Consider the following 14,106-nt stretch of genomic DNA (forward strand, 5'->3'; position numbering starts at 1 on the left):
AATATTCGTGTTAGTTAATGACATGACAGCGTACTAGCTAAATGTTAGTTATGTGTGTGTCTAGCATTGCTGTCGATTCTGTAGATGTCAACGACATCAATGTCGCCAACATGCATGAAATTTTGACATAAAAAAACCGCAATTAAGCGGCTTCATTTAATAATTTTATTCAGTAATAAATCTATAAAAATTAAAATTTTTTGATAAATAGTGTTGACTTTTATTGTAAGTTAACTTACAATAATAAGCATCAAGTGAGGGACTTGATAAGGTAAACCCCCGACCTAAGACGAGGGCTTAAGGAGAAGAAAAATGAAAAAGAAAATATTCATTTTAATTCTGCTACTTTTGATTAGCTCCCCAGCATTCTAAAGTAGTTCAAAGGAGAGGGAAACCTCTCCGATGACCTTAAATATAACAATTTAATTTTAAAAAATCAAGGCGGATAACATGGCATTAACAAGAGTTGAAATTAATCAAAAAAGCGACCAAAAACGAGGAGTTAAAGTAAAAGGCTTTAAGCTACACGTTGACGATATCGCATTAATTGAACAAGCAAGTAAAATCCTAGATATTCCACAAGCTAAGCTTATTGTTGATGCTGTGAAATTTTACCTTGATAATAAAAAGCCTCTTAATTGAGGCTTTCTTTCAAATTCAGCAATGATCGATGTTCTTGCAATGTTAACTCATTGAGATATCGCCTTGGATTGCCGCACATCCAACAAGAACAAGCTGTCGGTGTTGTTATATGCCTTTTTAGCGACTTTCTAGAATCACCAGAATAAAAATCATTCCTTCTATTATCTAAACATCGCTTAACTTGATGTCGTCTATATGCTCGTGTTCTCATAAAATTACTTACACTTGTAAATAAAAAGCCCAACTATTTCAGTGGGCTTAAATTCTATGCGTTGAAAACCGCATCTTAGGCACATTATCCGTTTAAACGTTTAAACAGTCAAGTGTTTAAGTTATTTCTATTAATTATTTCTTATTACAGGTAATACTTTATTCCAATTTGTAGTAAGATGACTTGTAATTATATGCGCTGTTTCTCGTTCAATAACTTTTCTAGCCTGTCTTAACGTATATTTATAATCATAAGCCATGGAGTAAAAAGCTCCCGTAAAACGTGAATCTATTGCACGCAATGCAGGTTCTACCAACTCTATGTGGTGACGCATTCTATCAGCTACTTTATATAACCAAGCTAAATTGTATAAATCTTCATCAGACAACCCACTTCGAGAATGCACACCACCCAACCACTTAATCGCCTCATCAAATTTACTAGCTGGCAAATCTTGGTAGCGAGGGATCTTAAATTGCTGATGAAATTTTGAATAAACAGCCTGATGTTTTTCACCTGTTCGATAAACTCGCTCGTTGACAGCCTGTTGGATTTGCTGTTGTTGCTCGGGCGAAATTGTGTTAGGGAACTGTTGCGCTACTTTTGGCATAAAGTGGTTATAAAGTACATCGAAACATTCAAGCTGATATTGTTCAAGTGTCGCCCTTATTTCTGGTTTTACTCGACTAGTTTCAATACCAAAAAGCCAACCGTTGATCATTGAAATTGGTAGGCATAAATATTGTTGAATTCCACCTTTAGAAGGTACCTTTATCATAAAGGCTCCTTTGCTTAACACGTGGTGACGCTTGATTCTTTGGCGTTGAGCTTCCCAATCTAACCCAATATTTTCGCAAACTGGCTTCATTGCAATATAAGGTTTGTTTTGGTGATTAAGAACGATTAATTGTTGATTGTGAAACTGAATTGTTTCTAATTTTGTGTTTGACATGCTATATCCTTTGTTTATTTTTTTCGAAATTACTTCCCCAATCTAGTTAATTGGGTGCCAAGAGGTTCGAAAGCCTAACAAAGAAAGGCTGGAGTTATTTCCATTGCTGGTATTTTATTCCTCGCCCTCTCGGCATAGATTTTGAGCATAAAAAAATCACGTTAACGGGGCGATTAATCCGCTTTGTTTAGGTTTCGACACCTCACCAAAGAATATACAATTAAATTGCTTTGGTAGTCAATAACAAATTAACTTGTTTCGACTATAAATCTTTGTTACTGAATCAGTGCTTTTATATTGAAGTAATTTAGCTAGTTCGCTTGATGTGATCCATATTTGGTTATTGTGATTAACTGATTGAATGGTAGTATTATGAAAGACTAATGAATTAGACATAATATTGTCTCCGTACTAATGATTTTAATAATCACCACCGCAGAGGCTAATCATTGGAGGTGAACTGAATAAGGTTAGCCTTACCGCTAGTACGAAACGGCGCTCTTTCGAGCCCTTACCCAGCTCACCATAGAATAGATGCAACTAAGCTTTACGCATAAAAATACCGCTGACGCGGTTATACGTCGTACTGAACAGTAGGAGGCTAATCCTAACGTTAGATTTTGCTAACGTTTTTTCAATATACATCTTAATTATGTTCATTGTCAACTATGCCACCTTTGGGAATAATTCAATAATATGACCACGGATGAAACATTCAGCAGCAAACAAAATTCTTGTAATTTCTGTTGTTTGTTTACCCAATATTCTTGCTTGCTTACTACATGAAATTTCACGAAGATAAAAAGATGTTAATACGGCCCAATGCTCAATATTATCTGCTTTTAATCTTAAAACAGCATTATCAATAATCTGCGCCTCTTCTTCTGTTAAATACTGACGATAATCAAAATCCATTGGTGCACCATTAATACCCGCCGATTTTGAGGGATATTCTGTACCCATACGCTTTAAAATGCGTGTGTTTTTCCATGCTGTTAAAATGTCTTTAGTTTCTCTCATTACGCCCCCTTTTTTAATTCTTTTAATTTTTGTTTATACTCAGCTTTAATCTGCTTTATTTGCTCTACTGTGTATTTTTTCGGTTCGTGATACCCCTCTAACCATTCAACTTTTTCAATGCCAATTTTTTTCACCAGATTAATTCTGTACTCAATGATGTTCCCTGACTTGTGATTGTTACATGCTGAACATTGCTTATGTACATTCAGCTCACAAAATCGTAACTCTGGACACGCACCAACGCTTCGATAGTGTCCTGCGTGATATTGCCCGTTATGATATCGTCCACAGCTAATACACGGCTCGTTTTTGTCTCGCTCTCGAATGAATGTATTAAATGCTGTTTGCGCATCTCTTAAATGCTCTGAGCGTGTTTTTATGCCCTCCTTGGCTATCCGTGCTAACTTAATTCTCGTTCGCTCTTGAACTTTGTTATCTTTTGCATATTGAATAGCGCAATCAACCGAACATACTTGAGCGAGCGAGTTAAATAGCGCAAATTTTTTGCCACAGCTTTTACATTTTTTCTGCTTTATTTCTCGCTTCATTGTCTGAATTTCGCTTTATTCTTGTAAAACTTACCGCAAGAGCCTTTTACTTCTCCGTTAACGCCAACCAATGGTCTATTACAGACAAATAAATCCAAGTCAACGTTATATAAACAAGCCCCGTCACATTCTGGGCATTTAAAATCAGTTTTGATTAGTTTGTGTTTCTTCGGCATTGTCGTTAACCCTGTTTAAATTATGCTGATTGATGTATTCTCTGCGTTGTTCTCTAACTATTGCTATTGCTCGCTCTAATTCTTGCTCTTTATCATCGTACAGTTTTAATTGTTCTTTGTGTTTGTTGTTCATCATGCCACCTTTGATAATTGGTCTTTGTACTGTTCAGCCAGTCGAATCGCTTCCTGTGCATCTGAGCTAAATATAACGCCGTTTTCAGCCCCAAACTGTTCGGCACAAGTCACTACATCAGCAAATTCTTTTTTATTCATTTTCCTTGTTGATTGCCCCATAAACACCAGTCCGCCCTGAATACCCTTTACACATTTTTGACCGTGTAGGTTAGCTGTGATTAGATGTTTCCATTCCTCCGCTGTGAGCTTTTCTCCGTTCCATTCAACTTGCTTAGCAATATCATTTAAAACAGCCCACATCATGCGATTTTGAGCGTTACTGCGTTTTTCTTCATCAATCACAATTCTTAGCGGATGCTCGCTATCAACTGGTAATTGATTTATTACTTTAATCGCTGTAGTGCGTGCTGTTTCATGTGTTAAACGAAATTCTTTAATCATTGGTAACACCCCAATCAATACATAAACATTTTTTACTCTCAAAAATCTTCTCGTACTCGTTAGCCTTGGCAATATCCTGCTCTAACGCATCTTTTTTGCCCGCTCTAATTCGATATTTTAGAATGTTACCGAGGCAAAAGCCGCTAAATTGCTCAACTGTCATACAACGTGCGATAATATCGATAGATTCAACACCGCTGATGATTTGATAGTGTTTTGGATTTTTAATGTTGTCGATCACTGTTTGCTGTTGCGTTAGTTTAGTCATCATTCATCTCCAAATAGCTATCTACATCTGATTCAGGAACCAAAGTTGTCTCAATTGAAATATCGCAACCAAATCTGGCGTTCGTCGAATCGTTTAACTGCTTATTCATATGTTCATGTGCATATGAAATTGCTTTGTCTTTATCTGCTAATTTGAAATATTTAAGAACAAGTATTCGCTTGCAAACTGCTATTAATCTAACCTGATCTCCTCTTTTTAATTCATTTATTTTTTGTTTAGATTCTTCAATCAATTTTTCTAATTCTTTGCAAGTTAATCCTTCTAACATATTAATTAATTTAGTCATTTCGTCATCCTCCAAATTACAAATGCACAATAAAGCATCATCGCTATCGCTACTATTGCTCCATCACTCATCCCTAAACCCTCACGCACTCAAATTATCAACAAGTGAAGCTGTTGTAATTGCATCCAACTGGTTCTTAAGCTCCGCAATTTCTCTTTGAAGAACAATCACTTTTTCGCTATCAACTTCATGTTTTAATTTGTTATAGTATTTTTTAATATAATTTTTTGTTACTTGGTTGTAGTCACCTATCTCTTTCCCTAGTACATGTTTTTTATCAGTGATACAGTTGATAATGCTTCTTTTAATTTTTGGGTTGTGCACAAGGCTTTCTACAGCACCTAAGAATTCAATTTCTAAACCATTTTTTTTGATAACCGAAAAAGCGCACACCAATTCTTGATAATATTGTTCTCTATCAAAAATAAGCTCTGATAACTCCATATTTAAACCTGTGTTTTTATCGAATACATTTGCTTCCACTACTTTTTTAACTCTTGCCATTTTTGTATCAACTCCCTCAATTTTGTCTTATCTTCTTCTGAATAATTTTTTACTCGTTCTGCTAACTGCTGCTTAATCTTTGCCGTATTCGCTCCGCGCTCTCGTATTGCTCTCACATAGTCGTATGCTATTTTGTCGAGCATGTGATAACGTCCAAGTGGGCAATGGTTAACTCTCCGCAACACAAGCTCTACCTGTTTTTAACATCTGCTTAATGCTAGCAATATGCATCATGCTTTTACTTGATGCATATTGCTCAGTTTTACATTCCAACATTGCAAACGTATTTTCTGGTTTTGGCAGATAATGATTAGCTCGCTCTTGTGTTAATAGCCCTGTAAAAACGGCATGGTTTATAGCATCAGCACGCTTTGCTTTATCGCTACCTTGGGAGACAAACACCTCGATAGCTCGTCCGTACATCATCGATTCGTCAACCATTCGCTCATATGCATCAATAAACGTTCGTCTTGCTCCAATTTTGTCGCCATTTCGGTAGACAATTTCAGCTTGTGCCCACGCTTTTGCTATTTCATTAGTCCAAACAACCGTATTGGTTTCATCGCTAGCAAGTATTGCAATCGACCATGCTTCATCTGGTGATAAATGATTACTTGAACCGCCTATTAGCTTGATTAAATCAGCAGGCTTAGGCATAAATTGACTTTTAAGCACCCAAGCATGTGCAGCGGCTTTTAACGATTGAATCGGATATTGCCCAAGTGTTGACCAGTAAATATTAACCTTGACAGTGCTTGCTTGCTGCCCGTAAACCTCAAGTAATCCACCAATAACCGCTAAAAATTCATCTGTAATCTTTGCCATGGTTAAGCCCTCATACTCTCTAAAACAGCCCTGTTACGTTCAGAAAGGGTCATGAATTTAGATGGTGGTTTATTTGATTTTTTATAACCGTTAGCATTGCGTAACCAGTTGTTAAAAGCCGCATTCCAATCAATATATTTTTTGCCATTCGCCAAGCAATAATCCCTAAATTTAACAAACTCATTATCCAGATTGATGTTTTCATTCATCGCTATATCTCGATGATGATCGTTCGGTTTAAATTCATCAGGAAACTGACAAGGTCGCTTTGGCTGTTGCGATTTATTCGCAATAATATTTGTAGTATTCTCTGTAGTAGTCTTTGTAGTATTCTCTTGATATAACGAACTTGATTTTGTAGACTCCTCGGCATCTACATTGTAGAGATCGGGAAGATTACTTTTTAGTTGTCGTGATGATTGAGTTATAGAGTTGGCGAAATCGCTTAAAACTTGATTAACTTTTTCATTATCAATCTTGTAAAAAGTCTTATGCTCTAACCTCTTTTCTGTAACAATTAACACGCCTTTTTCTTTTAGTTTTTTGATAGCCGTTCTTTGTTCGTTATGAGATAAACCAGTTTCATCTTCAAGCTCATCACGTGTTTTATACACACCTAAATCAGACGTAGCCTTGTCTTGCCAATAAAATAATTGTGAGAATAAAACAGCAGGACTCACACCACCCAGTGGCTTAGCTAGCTTAGGATAATAGGCATTCGGACGCCCTATTAGTTTTAATATTTCAACTGCGTTCATTGCTTACCCTCTTTCTTGGGAAAAGTTCTGGTAAATCAGGTCTAATATCGCAAGCTGCAACTTCCCCATTGGTTGCTTTTACTATTAAATGAACATGCTCAGGACTAACATCAGACAATCCGTGCAGCCACTTCCATACTGATGTCTGAGTTTTCCCACACGCATCAGCTAATTTTTTCTGGCTTCCCGTAATTAAAATAGCTTTCTCAATTGCTTTATTTTTCATACAAACTCTCTTTTAACAACTTATGTTGTGAATATTATCTTTTGTTTTTGCTTGTGTCAACAACTTAAGATGTTTTACTTTATACAACTTTGGTTGTATTTTATTTAAATGAAAAAGGAGCTTAAAAAATGACATTAGCAGATCGACTAACCTCAATAATGAAAGAAAAGAAGATTTCTCAAGCGAAATTGGGAGAGGCTATTGGTATGTCTCAAACCACAATATGGAAATTAATGACAGGCAAAACAAAATCAAATAGAAATCTATTGAAGATCGCTGATTATTTAGGTGTTTCGGTTGAATGGTTAGCTAAAGGAGAAGGTCCTCAGCTTAAACAGCAACGAGACGGAACGCCGATGGATGAATTATCAGCAAGAGACGTAGATGAGTGGGATGATAAAACCCCATTAAATGATGATGAAGTTGAAGTTCCATATTTCAAATCAATTGAACTTGCAGCAGGACATGGTTGTTCAAGCACGGAAGATCACAACGGATATAAGCTCAGATTTAGCAAATCTTTTTTTAGAAGAAAAAATGCACAAAAAGAATTTGTCATTTGTTTTCCAGCTAAAGGAAACAGCATGGAGCCAGTTATTCCAAATGGTGCAACGGTCGCTGTAAACACACTACAAAAAGATATTCGTGATGGCGATGTTTATGCAATATGCCAAGACGGATTGTGTCGGCTAAAAAGATTGTATTTATTACCAGCAGGAAAAATAAGAATTGTTTCTTACAACTCTGAAGAATTTCCTGATGAAATTGATGATTCAAAAAATATAGAAATAATCGGGCGAGTATTTCATTGTTCATTTGAAATGTAATCAATGCTATTAAGAAAACACGGCTAACCGCTTCGAGGTTATTCTAGTGAATAAAACAGATAACCATGATTAGATATATATTAAATAATAATTCAAGGAGAAAACAATGCGTTATATTTATGAAACAGTTCAAATTCCACCAAATATTAATGTCGGAAAAAAGGATAAAGGCAATGAAGCTGGAGCTTATTTGCGTGAAATAATAAATAACAAAGCCAACGATAATTGGGAATTTGTAAGCGTTGAAAGCGTTGGAGTAAGAACATCCCCAGGGTGTCTTGCATCTCTTTTAGGAAAGAAAGAAGAATATTCTATTTATTATGTGATTATCTTTAGACGTGAAGTGGCTTAGTTTTAAATTAATATATCTATATAGAGCGATAGCCCCCAATCGCATTCGCTCAGCATGTAGATTCGAACCGTCTTGCTCAGAATATGCCTTATTAGCAATTGAAAAATATGGCGTATTCAAAGGGTGGAAAATGACATTAGGCAGATTAATGAGATGTAAACCACCAAATGGTGGCAAAGATTATCCGTAACAACCGCTTCGGCGGTTTTTTGTGAGTGAAATATAGGTAACCGGAATAAGGTAGTAATATATCATGATAGAAGAAATTAAAATTAAAAAGTATTTAAAATTACACGATATTAGTTTTAAATTTTCAAATAACATCAATGTTATTTCCGGAGGGAATGGTACATGCAAAACGACTATTTTATACATCATAAGTAATTCATTTAAACAACCAAAATTAAAAAACAATCCAAGCTTAAAACTTATTAACTCATTAAACCAACTTATAAATCCAAAAATTGAATCTTTAGCCAAAGCGGGATTAGTAACAAAACAAGATAATAATGAAGGAAAAGTTTTTGATATAAAATATTACGACCGTCCCAATTCGATCCCTTTTAGAGTGAAGGATGATGGAATGTTAAATCGTTATAGAATTATCCCCAATTATGCAAAAGGCAAAAAAGAAAACTTACCTGAAATACCTATAATTTATTTAGGATTACCGAGGCTAATTCCAACTGGAGAAATTCCTGATGACACAGATGTAATCACTATAAAGAAGTTTTTACCACAAGAATATAGGGATAAGTACAATGAATTGTATAATGATTTATGTAATATTGAAATAGCCGAGATTTTACCTCAAGAGAACATTGCAAACATAAAAAAAAGGCCAACATTTAGAAGCAACATCAGTGGGATTGATTCAAACACAATATCAGCAGGGCAAGATAATATACAAATACTATTAACAGCATTACTGTCTTTAAAATACTATTATGAAAATAGTAACCAAAGTAACAAATGCGAAAGCGTGTTACTAATTGATGAGCTAGATGCTACATTACACCCAACACTACAATATAAAATATTGAAAATAATTCATGAGTTTTCTATTGGTTATAAAATACAAGTTTTTTTCACAACACATAGCTTGTCTCTTATTGAATATTCAATAAAAAAAGGATGTAATATTTTATATTTGATTGATAACACCACACCTAAAACACAAAGTGGCTCTATAATACTGTTACCTGATCCGACATTACAGAACATATCATTATTTCTCCAAAATAAAATTGATGACGGGAAATACAAATTAAAAAAAATCCCTGTTCTAACTGAAGATGAAGAAGCTAGAATTTTTTTAAAAGAAATACTTAATTACAAAAGAAAAGAAAATGAAAATTTTTCAAAAATAGAAAGTTCATTACATTGTGGCCAATTTAATATTGGTGCACAAACATTAAAAGATATGAATGATGATGAGGTTTTTTTTCGGTCATTAACTCCTTCGATAACCATTCTTGATGGAGATGAGAGACCTTCTAATGAAGATCCTAGAGCTTATAAAGAACTTAAAAAAATTTATAGCAGAAAAAATATTATTTTTCTTCCAAGCAATAAAAGCCCTGAAAAATTATTATTTGATTATTCATTAAATGTTTATAATAGTCAGCCTGATTTTTGGTCTAGTCTTGATGTACTAGAATCCCAAATAACAAAAGAATATTACAGAGAACATATAAAATGTGAAATTGAAGCAATCGACAAGCTTTCCCATAAGCTCATAAAAGAAAATCAATCTTCTAATGGTAAAATAAGAAAAAAAAGAAAAGAACTATTTAAAAAACATGATTTATTTTTTAAATTATTACTTCGACATTGGTTGGCCAATAAAGAAAACAAGATTGAATTAGATGAATTTATTCATGATTTAAAATGTTTATTTAAAAATGTTTCTACATCTAATGGTATTGACCCAAATATTTGGCCAAATTAAAATTTAGTTCTGGCCAATAAAATATAGTTGATATACACTAATAATCATATTCACTATTTTGATACCATCATGCACTATTCACCATTAAGATATCCTGGGGGAAAATCTAAGTTTTCTCCTCATATTAAAAATATAATAGAAACCAACAATATTGTTGGTTGTGACTATTATGAAATTTATGCAGGTGGTGCTGGTGTTGCTCTTAATCTTCTAATTGATGGTATTTGCAAAAACATTCACATTAACGATGCTGACCCGGCTGTTTATTCATTTTGGAAATCAGCTATATATGATACTGAAAATTTTTTACGTTTACTTAATGATACGCCTATAACAATCGATGAATGGTATAAGCAAAAAGAGATCATAAATAATCCATTAAATAACTCTGAATTAAACCTTGGATTTTCAGCTTTTTTCCTCAATAGAACGAACCGCTCAGGAATTTTAAAAGGTGGGGTTATTGGCGGTAAAAAACAAGATGGAATTTATAGAATAGATAATCGATTTAAAAAATTAGACTTAATAAAAAAAATTCAATTAATTAGCGGTTGGGCCAAAAATATTTTTGTTACCAATCTAGATGCATCGAAATTATTAACTCAAATAAATAAAACTAATAATAAAAATGTTTTTATTTACTTAGATCCTCCTTACTATGTAAAAGGACAAGGACTATATAGAAACTATTATAACCATGACGATCATGTGAAAATCAGAGAAATACTTGATGATGCACAATTCCATTGGTTAGTTTCATACGATAATAATGAGAATATTAAAGAGATATACAAGCAATATCGTCAAAGAGAGTATAGTTTAAACTATAGCGCTCAATTAAAAATGAAAGCTAAAGAAATTATTATTTACAGCGATTCATTAAAAATACCCGACAACTAATTGCTAAATTTTATTCGAGCGACAGAAGTCGCTTTTTTCACGCCTAAAATCCCCCACCACAACTTTAAAACACCAACTGATTAAAAAACAATCAAACGAATAACAATCAACCACACAAAAACAACAACTTAACAACTTAATTAAAAATAATAACAACTTTAGGTGTTGATATTAATAACAACTTATGTTGTAATAGTCACATCAAAACAAATCAACTTACCAAAGTTGAAGCTCTTTAAAAATTCGGAAAGTCGGAACAACTTATAAAGTGTTATTCAAGTAGACAGTGTGAAAGCGAAGCTCATCTTAGAACGAAATGCCTAGCTCCCTCTAAGCTGATGAACGAATAACGCAGAGTAAGGGAGCGCAACACCTACTGGGGTATGTACCAGCATTCAAATCAAAGCGCATTTAAACAAGTGCGCTTGAATTTGAAATATAAGGAAGGAGATAGATGATGTTACATAGAGCTGTAGAAAATGGTTACGAAAATGCTTATTGCAACATGATGAACAATGACGAAGCGCAATTTGATAAAGACAAATGGATTGAAGCTAGAGCCGAAGAATTGCTTAAAAATTTCAGTAACGACAACGATTGGCAAATAGTAGAGCTTTTAAAAATAAAGCTAGAAAGTAAAAGCATTGATGCAGACCTTTATAACCAATTTATAACCGATATTTGCTACTCTCAAGCCAATCTTGAGTATAACCAAAATTTTTGACAACTCGGAAAGACGAGTACATGCAAATCCTTTGCCCGTGAATTGAGTAACGGGCTTTTTTACAGATTTAGCAAATAGACAGGGGATTAAACAATGACAAGTAAAAAGATTATTGAGCGATTACTGCACCAAGATTGGTTTGTTAAATGTGAAACCGAGCACGAAGTAGCATTAGTGTTAAACGCCTGCATTGATGCAAAAATTAGCTGGTCCCACGGAGCGTCTGCGTCGTGCTTACCCGACCTGATGTTACTGAAAAAGCCTTTATTTATTGAACAAAACACGGAATATGGATGCGGTTTGCGTTGGGATGATTTGGAACCATTCCGCATTAGTAAAAATTGTGAAGACATAACAGATTGGTTTTTCGAAGAATTGAGGAAATAGCATGAACACAATACCGATTGATCATGTCGGCTGTAATGTTTATCAAACAGACCGATTTAATATTAATTACAGAATGACTAAGGGCGAAAAAATATACGCCCTTTTTTGTGTCTTAATTGTGACATTTGGCGGGTTGTTTATGTTGATTCGCTGGATGTTAGAAGTGGCGACGGAGTAAAGATAATGAAACAAGGTATTTATTACGATATATCTAACGAAGATTATCACAATGGCGCAGGTATTAGTAAATCGCAACTAGATTTTATTGAAGAAAGTCCTGCTCTTTATCAGTGGGTAAAAAATGCGCCAGTTGATAAAAGTAAAATGTCATCACTGGATATGGGGACAGCTTTTCATTGTCTACTATTAGAGCCTGAAGAATTTAAAAAGCGCTTCATAATACCAAAGCCAATCAATTTAAGAACCAACGCAGGAAAAGCCGAGTACCAAGAGTTACTCAAAGAAGCCAAAGAATCTAATCAAGCTATCATCACCAATGAAGATTACAGAAAGTTACTTCTAATGCGTGATAGTGCAATGGCTCATCCATTAGCGAAATGGATTATTGAAGAGCGGGGGTATACAGAATCATCTATATATTGGAATGATATTGATACAGATATTTTATGCCGATGCCGACCTGATAAATTTATAGAAAAATTTAACTGGGTAGCGGATATAAAAACATCTGCTGATATTGATCGCTTTTATGCTCATTCATATGACTATCGTTATCATGTGCAAGACTCGTTTTATAGCGACGGTGTTCAATCTATCACTGGAGAAAAACCTACTTTTGTTTTCTTGGTAGTTAGCACAACAATCAATTGTGGTAGATACCCTGTAAAAACTTTCATATTAGATGAGGCCGCTAAAAACATTGGTCGTCAAGCTTATAAAGCTAATTTATTTAGATTCAAACAATGCACAGAAGATAACAATTTTCCAGCACTTCAAACATTATCGTTGCCTTATTGGGCTAAGGAATTAAAAAATGAGTGAACAAAATCAACCACCTATTGCTAAATCTGACCTAGAAAAAACTCAACTAACAAATCAAGACAAAAAGCCAGCAACATTAGCTGAATTAGTTAACTCTCCAAAAATTAAAAACCAACTTGCCATGGCACTGCCAAAACACATGAACCCCGACAGAATGGCAAGAATCGTTACAACAGAAATTCGGAAAACGCCAGCATTAGCAGACTCAAATATTCAAAGTTTTTTAGGAGCAGTTGTTCAATGCTCGCAACTGGGTTTAGAACCAGGAGGAGCTCTTGGGCATGCCTACCTACTCCCATTTGGTAACGGTAAAGCGAAGGATGGAAAATCTAACGTACAGTTAATTATTGGCTATAGAGGCATGATTGATCTTGCTAGACGTTCAGGGCAAATCATCAGTATATCAGCAAGAACCGTTCGAGAAGGCGATGATTTTCATTATGAGTATGGTTTAAATGAGGATTTAAAACACACTCCAAAAGCCGACGAATCAGCACCAATCACATATGTTTATGCTGTTGCCCGCTTGAAAGACGGTGGTTCTCAATTTGAAGTAATGACATTCAACCAAATTGAATCAGTTCGCAAACAAAGTAAAGCTGGTGATAAAGGACCTTGGATAACTCACTGGGAAGAAATGGCAAAGAAAACAGTCATTCGACGATTATTTAAATATTTACCTGTTTCAATTGAAATTCAACAAGCTGTAATTTTGGACGAAAAAGCAGAAGCTGGCATAAGTCAAGATAATGAAATGATTTTAGACGCTGATTTTTCCGTGGTCGAAGCATAACCGTCCTAGTGACGGTTTTTTAATAACGTCTGGTATATGCGTTGATGATTAGTGTTAGCAGAGACACTGTCCGCAATTGCAGTTAGCGCACTAGTTTGAAATATACAAGCCGTATTGTTTGACATGACGGTAGTCACGCCGTTGGCGACAGAGTGAC

The 14,106-nt window shown here is 34.7% G+C and carries 23 protein-coding genes; 11 read left to right on the top strand and 12 right to left on the bottom strand.

Annotated elements, in window-relative coordinates; all coding sequences use genetic code 11:
- Positions 1-450: 450 nt before the first annotated feature.
- Positions 451-642 (top strand): hypothetical protein, encoded by a 192-nt coding sequence (locus A9G25_RS09995; RefSeq protein WP_065626795.1) that lies wholly within the window; start codon positions 451-453, stop codon positions 640-642.
- Between the two features lie 341 nt (positions 643-983).
- Here the strand turns inward: A9G25_RS09995 and A9G25_RS10000 are convergent, their stop codons facing one another.
- From A9G25_RS10000 to A9G25_RS10045, 12 genes are all read right to left on the bottom strand, one after another.
- Complete coding sequence (locus A9G25_RS10000) at positions 984-1,805, bottom strand: phage antirepressor N-terminal domain-containing protein (protein WP_065626796.1); 822 nt, start codon at positions 1,803-1,805, stop codon at positions 984-986.
- Positions 1,806-2,042: 237 nt separating this feature from the next.
- A complete protein-coding gene (locus tag A9G25_RS12880; protein ID WP_176701116.1) occupies positions 2,043-2,201 on the bottom strand; it encodes a hypothetical protein in 159 nt (52 codons plus the stop codon).
- A 270-nt stretch (positions 2,202-2,471) separates the two neighbouring features.
- Positions 2,472-2,825 carry an antiterminator Q family protein gene (locus tag A9G25_RS10005; RefSeq protein ID WP_065626797.1) on the bottom strand — a complete coding sequence of 118 codons (354 nt, stop codon included), beginning with the start codon at positions 2,823-2,825 and terminating at the stop codon, positions 2,472-2,474.
- A complete protein-coding gene (locus tag A9G25_RS10010) occupies positions 2,825-3,373 on the bottom strand; it encodes a recombination protein NinG (RefSeq protein WP_065626798.1) in 549 nt (182 codons plus the stop codon). Before A9G25_RS10010 ends, A9G25_RS10005 begins: the two co-directional genes overlap by 1 nt.
- Positions 3,374-3,517: 144 nt before the next feature.
- A complete protein-coding gene (locus A9G25_RS12885; RefSeq protein WP_176701117.1) occupies positions 3,518-3,682 on the bottom strand; it encodes a hypothetical protein in 165 nt (54 codons plus the stop codon).
- The gene (locus A9G25_RS10015; protein ID WP_065626799.1) at positions 3,682-4,125 is read right to left on the bottom strand and encodes a recombination protein NinB; all 444 of its coding nucleotides are present in this window, start codon (positions 4,123-4,125) and stop codon (positions 3,682-3,684) included. Before A9G25_RS10015 ends, A9G25_RS12885 begins: the two co-directional genes overlap by 1 nt.
- Positions 4,118-4,393, bottom strand: a complete 276-nt coding sequence (locus A9G25_RS10020; protein ID WP_065626800.1) for a DUF3310 domain-containing protein — start codon at positions 4,391-4,393, stop codon at positions 4,118-4,120. Before A9G25_RS10020 ends, A9G25_RS10015 begins: the two co-directional genes overlap by 8 nt.
- Positions 4,386-4,700: a hypothetical protein gene (locus A9G25_RS10025; protein ID WP_065626801.1), complete on the bottom strand. Its 315-nt coding sequence runs from the start codon at positions 4,698-4,700 to the stop codon at positions 4,386-4,388. Before A9G25_RS10025 ends, A9G25_RS10020 begins: the two co-directional genes overlap by 8 nt.
- Positions 4,701-4,781: 81 nt before the next feature.
- Positions 4,782-5,204: a hypothetical protein gene (locus A9G25_RS10030; protein WP_065626802.1), complete on the bottom strand. Its 423-nt coding sequence runs from the start codon at positions 5,202-5,204 to the stop codon at positions 4,782-4,784.
- A 168-nt stretch (positions 5,205-5,372) separates the two neighbouring features.
- Positions 5,373-6,029: a hypothetical protein gene (locus A9G25_RS10035; RefSeq protein ID WP_065626803.1), complete on the bottom strand. Its 657-nt coding sequence runs from the start codon at positions 6,027-6,029 to the stop codon at positions 5,373-5,375.
- 2 nt (positions 6,030-6,031) lie between these two features.
- A complete protein-coding gene (locus tag A9G25_RS10040; protein ID WP_065626804.1) occupies positions 6,032-6,787 on the bottom strand; it encodes a hypothetical protein in 756 nt (251 codons plus the stop codon).
- Positions 6,774-7,013, bottom strand: a complete 240-nt coding sequence (locus A9G25_RS10045; RefSeq protein WP_034910089.1) for a helix-turn-helix domain-containing protein — start codon at positions 7,011-7,013, stop codon at positions 6,774-6,776. The genes A9G25_RS10040 and A9G25_RS10045 overlap by 14 nt, the downstream gene beginning before the upstream one ends.
- A 128-nt stretch (positions 7,014-7,141) precedes the next feature.
- Here A9G25_RS10045 and A9G25_RS10050 point away from each other — a divergent pair, with 128 nt between their 5' ends.
- The 10 genes from A9G25_RS10050 (at position 7,142) to recT (ending at position 13,949) form a co-directional block, all read left to right on the top strand.
- A complete protein-coding gene (locus A9G25_RS10050; RefSeq protein ID WP_065626805.1) occupies positions 7,142-7,840 on the top strand; it encodes an XRE family transcriptional regulator in 699 nt (232 codons plus the stop codon).
- Between the two features lie 106 nt (positions 7,841-7,946).
- Positions 7,947-8,192, top strand: a complete 246-nt coding sequence (locus A9G25_RS10055) for a hypothetical protein (RefSeq protein ID WP_034910092.1) — start codon at positions 7,947-7,949, stop codon at positions 8,190-8,192.
- A complete protein-coding gene (gene yidD, locus A9G25_RS13255; RefSeq protein WP_080702292.1) occupies positions 8,179-8,382 on the top strand; it encodes a membrane protein insertion efficiency factor YidD in 204 nt (67 codons plus the stop codon). The genes A9G25_RS10055 and yidD overlap by 14 nt, the downstream gene beginning before the upstream one ends.
- Positions 8,383-8,445: 63 nt before the next feature.
- Positions 8,446-10,143: an AAA family ATPase gene (locus tag A9G25_RS10060; protein ID WP_065626806.1), complete on the top strand. Its 1,698-nt coding sequence runs from the start codon at positions 8,446-8,448 to the stop codon at positions 10,141-10,143.
- A gap of 69 nt (positions 10,144-10,212) precedes the next feature.
- A complete protein-coding gene (locus A9G25_RS10065) occupies positions 10,213-11,043 on the top strand; it encodes a DNA adenine methylase (RefSeq protein ID WP_065626807.1) in 831 nt (276 codons plus the stop codon).
- 454 nt (positions 11,044-11,497) lie between these two features.
- Complete coding sequence (locus tag A9G25_RS10070) at positions 11,498-11,767, top strand: hypothetical protein (RefSeq protein ID WP_141675077.1); 270 nt, start codon at positions 11,498-11,500, stop codon at positions 11,765-11,767.
- A gap of 93 nt (positions 11,768-11,860) precedes the next feature.
- The gene (locus tag A9G25_RS10075) at positions 11,861-12,154 is read left to right on the top strand and encodes a hypothetical protein (RefSeq protein WP_065626809.1); all 294 of its coding nucleotides are present in this window, start codon (positions 11,861-11,863) and stop codon (positions 12,152-12,154) included.
- Position 12,155: 1 nt separating this feature from the next.
- A complete protein-coding gene (locus tag A9G25_RS13105; protein WP_218057603.1) occupies positions 12,156-12,332 on the top strand; it encodes a hypothetical protein in 177 nt (58 codons plus the stop codon).
- Between the two features lie 5 nt (positions 12,333-12,337).
- Complete coding sequence (locus A9G25_RS10080; RefSeq protein WP_065626810.1) at positions 12,338-13,156, top strand: PD-(D/E)XK nuclease-like domain-containing protein; 819 nt, start codon at positions 12,338-12,340, stop codon at positions 13,154-13,156.
- Complete coding sequence (gene recT, locus A9G25_RS10085) at positions 13,149-13,949, top strand: recombination protein RecT (protein ID WP_034910107.1); 801 nt, start codon at positions 13,149-13,151, stop codon at positions 13,947-13,949. The genes A9G25_RS10080 and recT overlap by 8 nt, the downstream gene beginning before the upstream one ends.
- Positions 13,950-14,106 lie beyond the last annotated feature (157 nt).

It is taken from the genome of Gilliamella sp. Bif1-4, assembly GCF_001690535.1.
Taxonomy (GTDB): domain Bacteria; phylum Pseudomonadota; class Gammaproteobacteria; order Enterobacterales; family Orbaceae; genus Gilliamella; species Gilliamella bombi.

What these genes read in the sequence shown, in the direction of transcription:
- A9G25_RS10040 (WP_065626804.1), bottom strand. Translation starts at nt 6,787, where the DNA reads ATGAACGCAGTTGAAATATTAAAACTAATAGGGCGTCCGAATGCCTAT.
- A9G25_RS10075 (WP_065626809.1), top strand. Translation starts at nt 11,861, where the DNA reads ATGACAAGTAAAAAGATTATTGAGCGATTACTGCACCAAGATTGGTTT.
- A9G25_RS10060 (WP_065626806.1), top strand. Translation starts at nt 8,446, where the DNA reads ATGATAGAAGAAATTAAAATTAAAAAGTATTTAAAATTACACGATATT.
- A9G25_RS10065 (WP_065626807.1), top strand. Translation starts at nt 10,213, where the DNA reads ATGCACTATTCACCATTAAGATATCCTGGGGGAAAATCTAAGTTTTCT.
- A9G25_RS10045 (WP_034910089.1), bottom strand. Translation starts at nt 7,013, where the DNA reads ATGAAAAATAAAGCAATTGAGAAAGCTATTTTAATTACGGGAAGCCAG.
- A9G25_RS10080 (WP_065626810.1), top strand. Translation starts at nt 12,338, where the DNA reads ATGAAACAAGGTATTTATTACGATATATCTAACGAAGATTATCACAAT.
- A9G25_RS09995 (WP_065626795.1), top strand. Translation starts at nt 451, where the DNA reads ATGGCATTAACAAGAGTTGAAATTAATCAAAAAAGCGACCAAAAACGA.
- A9G25_RS10025 (WP_065626801.1), bottom strand. Translation starts at nt 4,700, where the DNA reads ATGACTAAATTAATTAATATGTTAGAAGGATTAACTTGCAAAGAATTA.
- A9G25_RS12885 (WP_176701117.1), bottom strand. Translation starts at nt 3,682, where the DNA reads ATGAACAACAAACACAAAGAACAATTAAAACTGTACGATGATAAAGAG.
- recT (WP_034910107.1), top strand. Translation starts at nt 13,149, where the DNA reads ATGAGTGAACAAAATCAACCACCTATTGCTAAATCTGACCTAGAAAAA.
- A9G25_RS10015 (WP_065626799.1), bottom strand. Translation starts at nt 4,125, where the DNA reads ATGATTAAAGAATTTCGTTTAACACATGAAACAGCACGCACTACAGCG.
- A9G25_RS10030 (WP_065626802.1), bottom strand. Translation starts at nt 5,204, where the DNA reads ATGGCAAGAGTTAAAAAAGTAGTGGAAGCAAATGTATTCGATAAAAAC.
- A9G25_RS10070 (WP_141675077.1), top strand. Translation starts at nt 11,498, where the DNA reads ATGATGTTACATAGAGCTGTAGAAAATGGTTACGAAAATGCTTATTGC.
- A9G25_RS13105 (WP_218057603.1), top strand. Translation starts at nt 12,156, where the DNA reads ATGAACACAATACCGATTGATCATGTCGGCTGTAATGTTTATCAAACA.
- A9G25_RS10010 (WP_065626798.1), bottom strand. Translation starts at nt 3,373, where the DNA reads ATGAAGCGAGAAATAAAGCAGAAAAAATGTAAAAGCTGTGGCAAAAAA.
- A9G25_RS10000 (WP_065626796.1), bottom strand. Translation starts at nt 1,805, where the DNA reads ATGTCAAACACAAAATTAGAAACAATTCAGTTTCACAATCAACAATTA.
- A9G25_RS12880 (WP_176701116.1), bottom strand. Translation starts at nt 2,201, where the DNA reads ATGTCTAATTCATTAGTCTTTCATAATACTACCATTCAATCAGTTAAT.
- A9G25_RS10035 (WP_065626803.1), bottom strand. Translation starts at nt 6,029, where the DNA reads ATGGCAAAGATTACAGATGAATTTTTAGCGGTTATTGGTGGATTACTT.
- A9G25_RS10050 (WP_065626805.1), top strand. Translation starts at nt 7,142, where the DNA reads ATGACATTAGCAGATCGACTAACCTCAATAATGAAAGAAAAGAAGATT.
- A9G25_RS10005 (WP_065626797.1), bottom strand. Translation starts at nt 2,825, where the DNA reads ATGAGAGAAACTAAAGACATTTTAACAGCATGGAAAAACACACGCATT.
- A9G25_RS10020 (WP_065626800.1), bottom strand. Translation starts at nt 4,393, where the DNA reads ATGACTAAACTAACGCAACAGCAAACAGTGATCGACAACATTAAAAAT.
- A9G25_RS10055 (WP_034910092.1), top strand. Translation starts at nt 7,947, where the DNA reads ATGCGTTATATTTATGAAACAGTTCAAATTCCACCAAATATTAATGTC.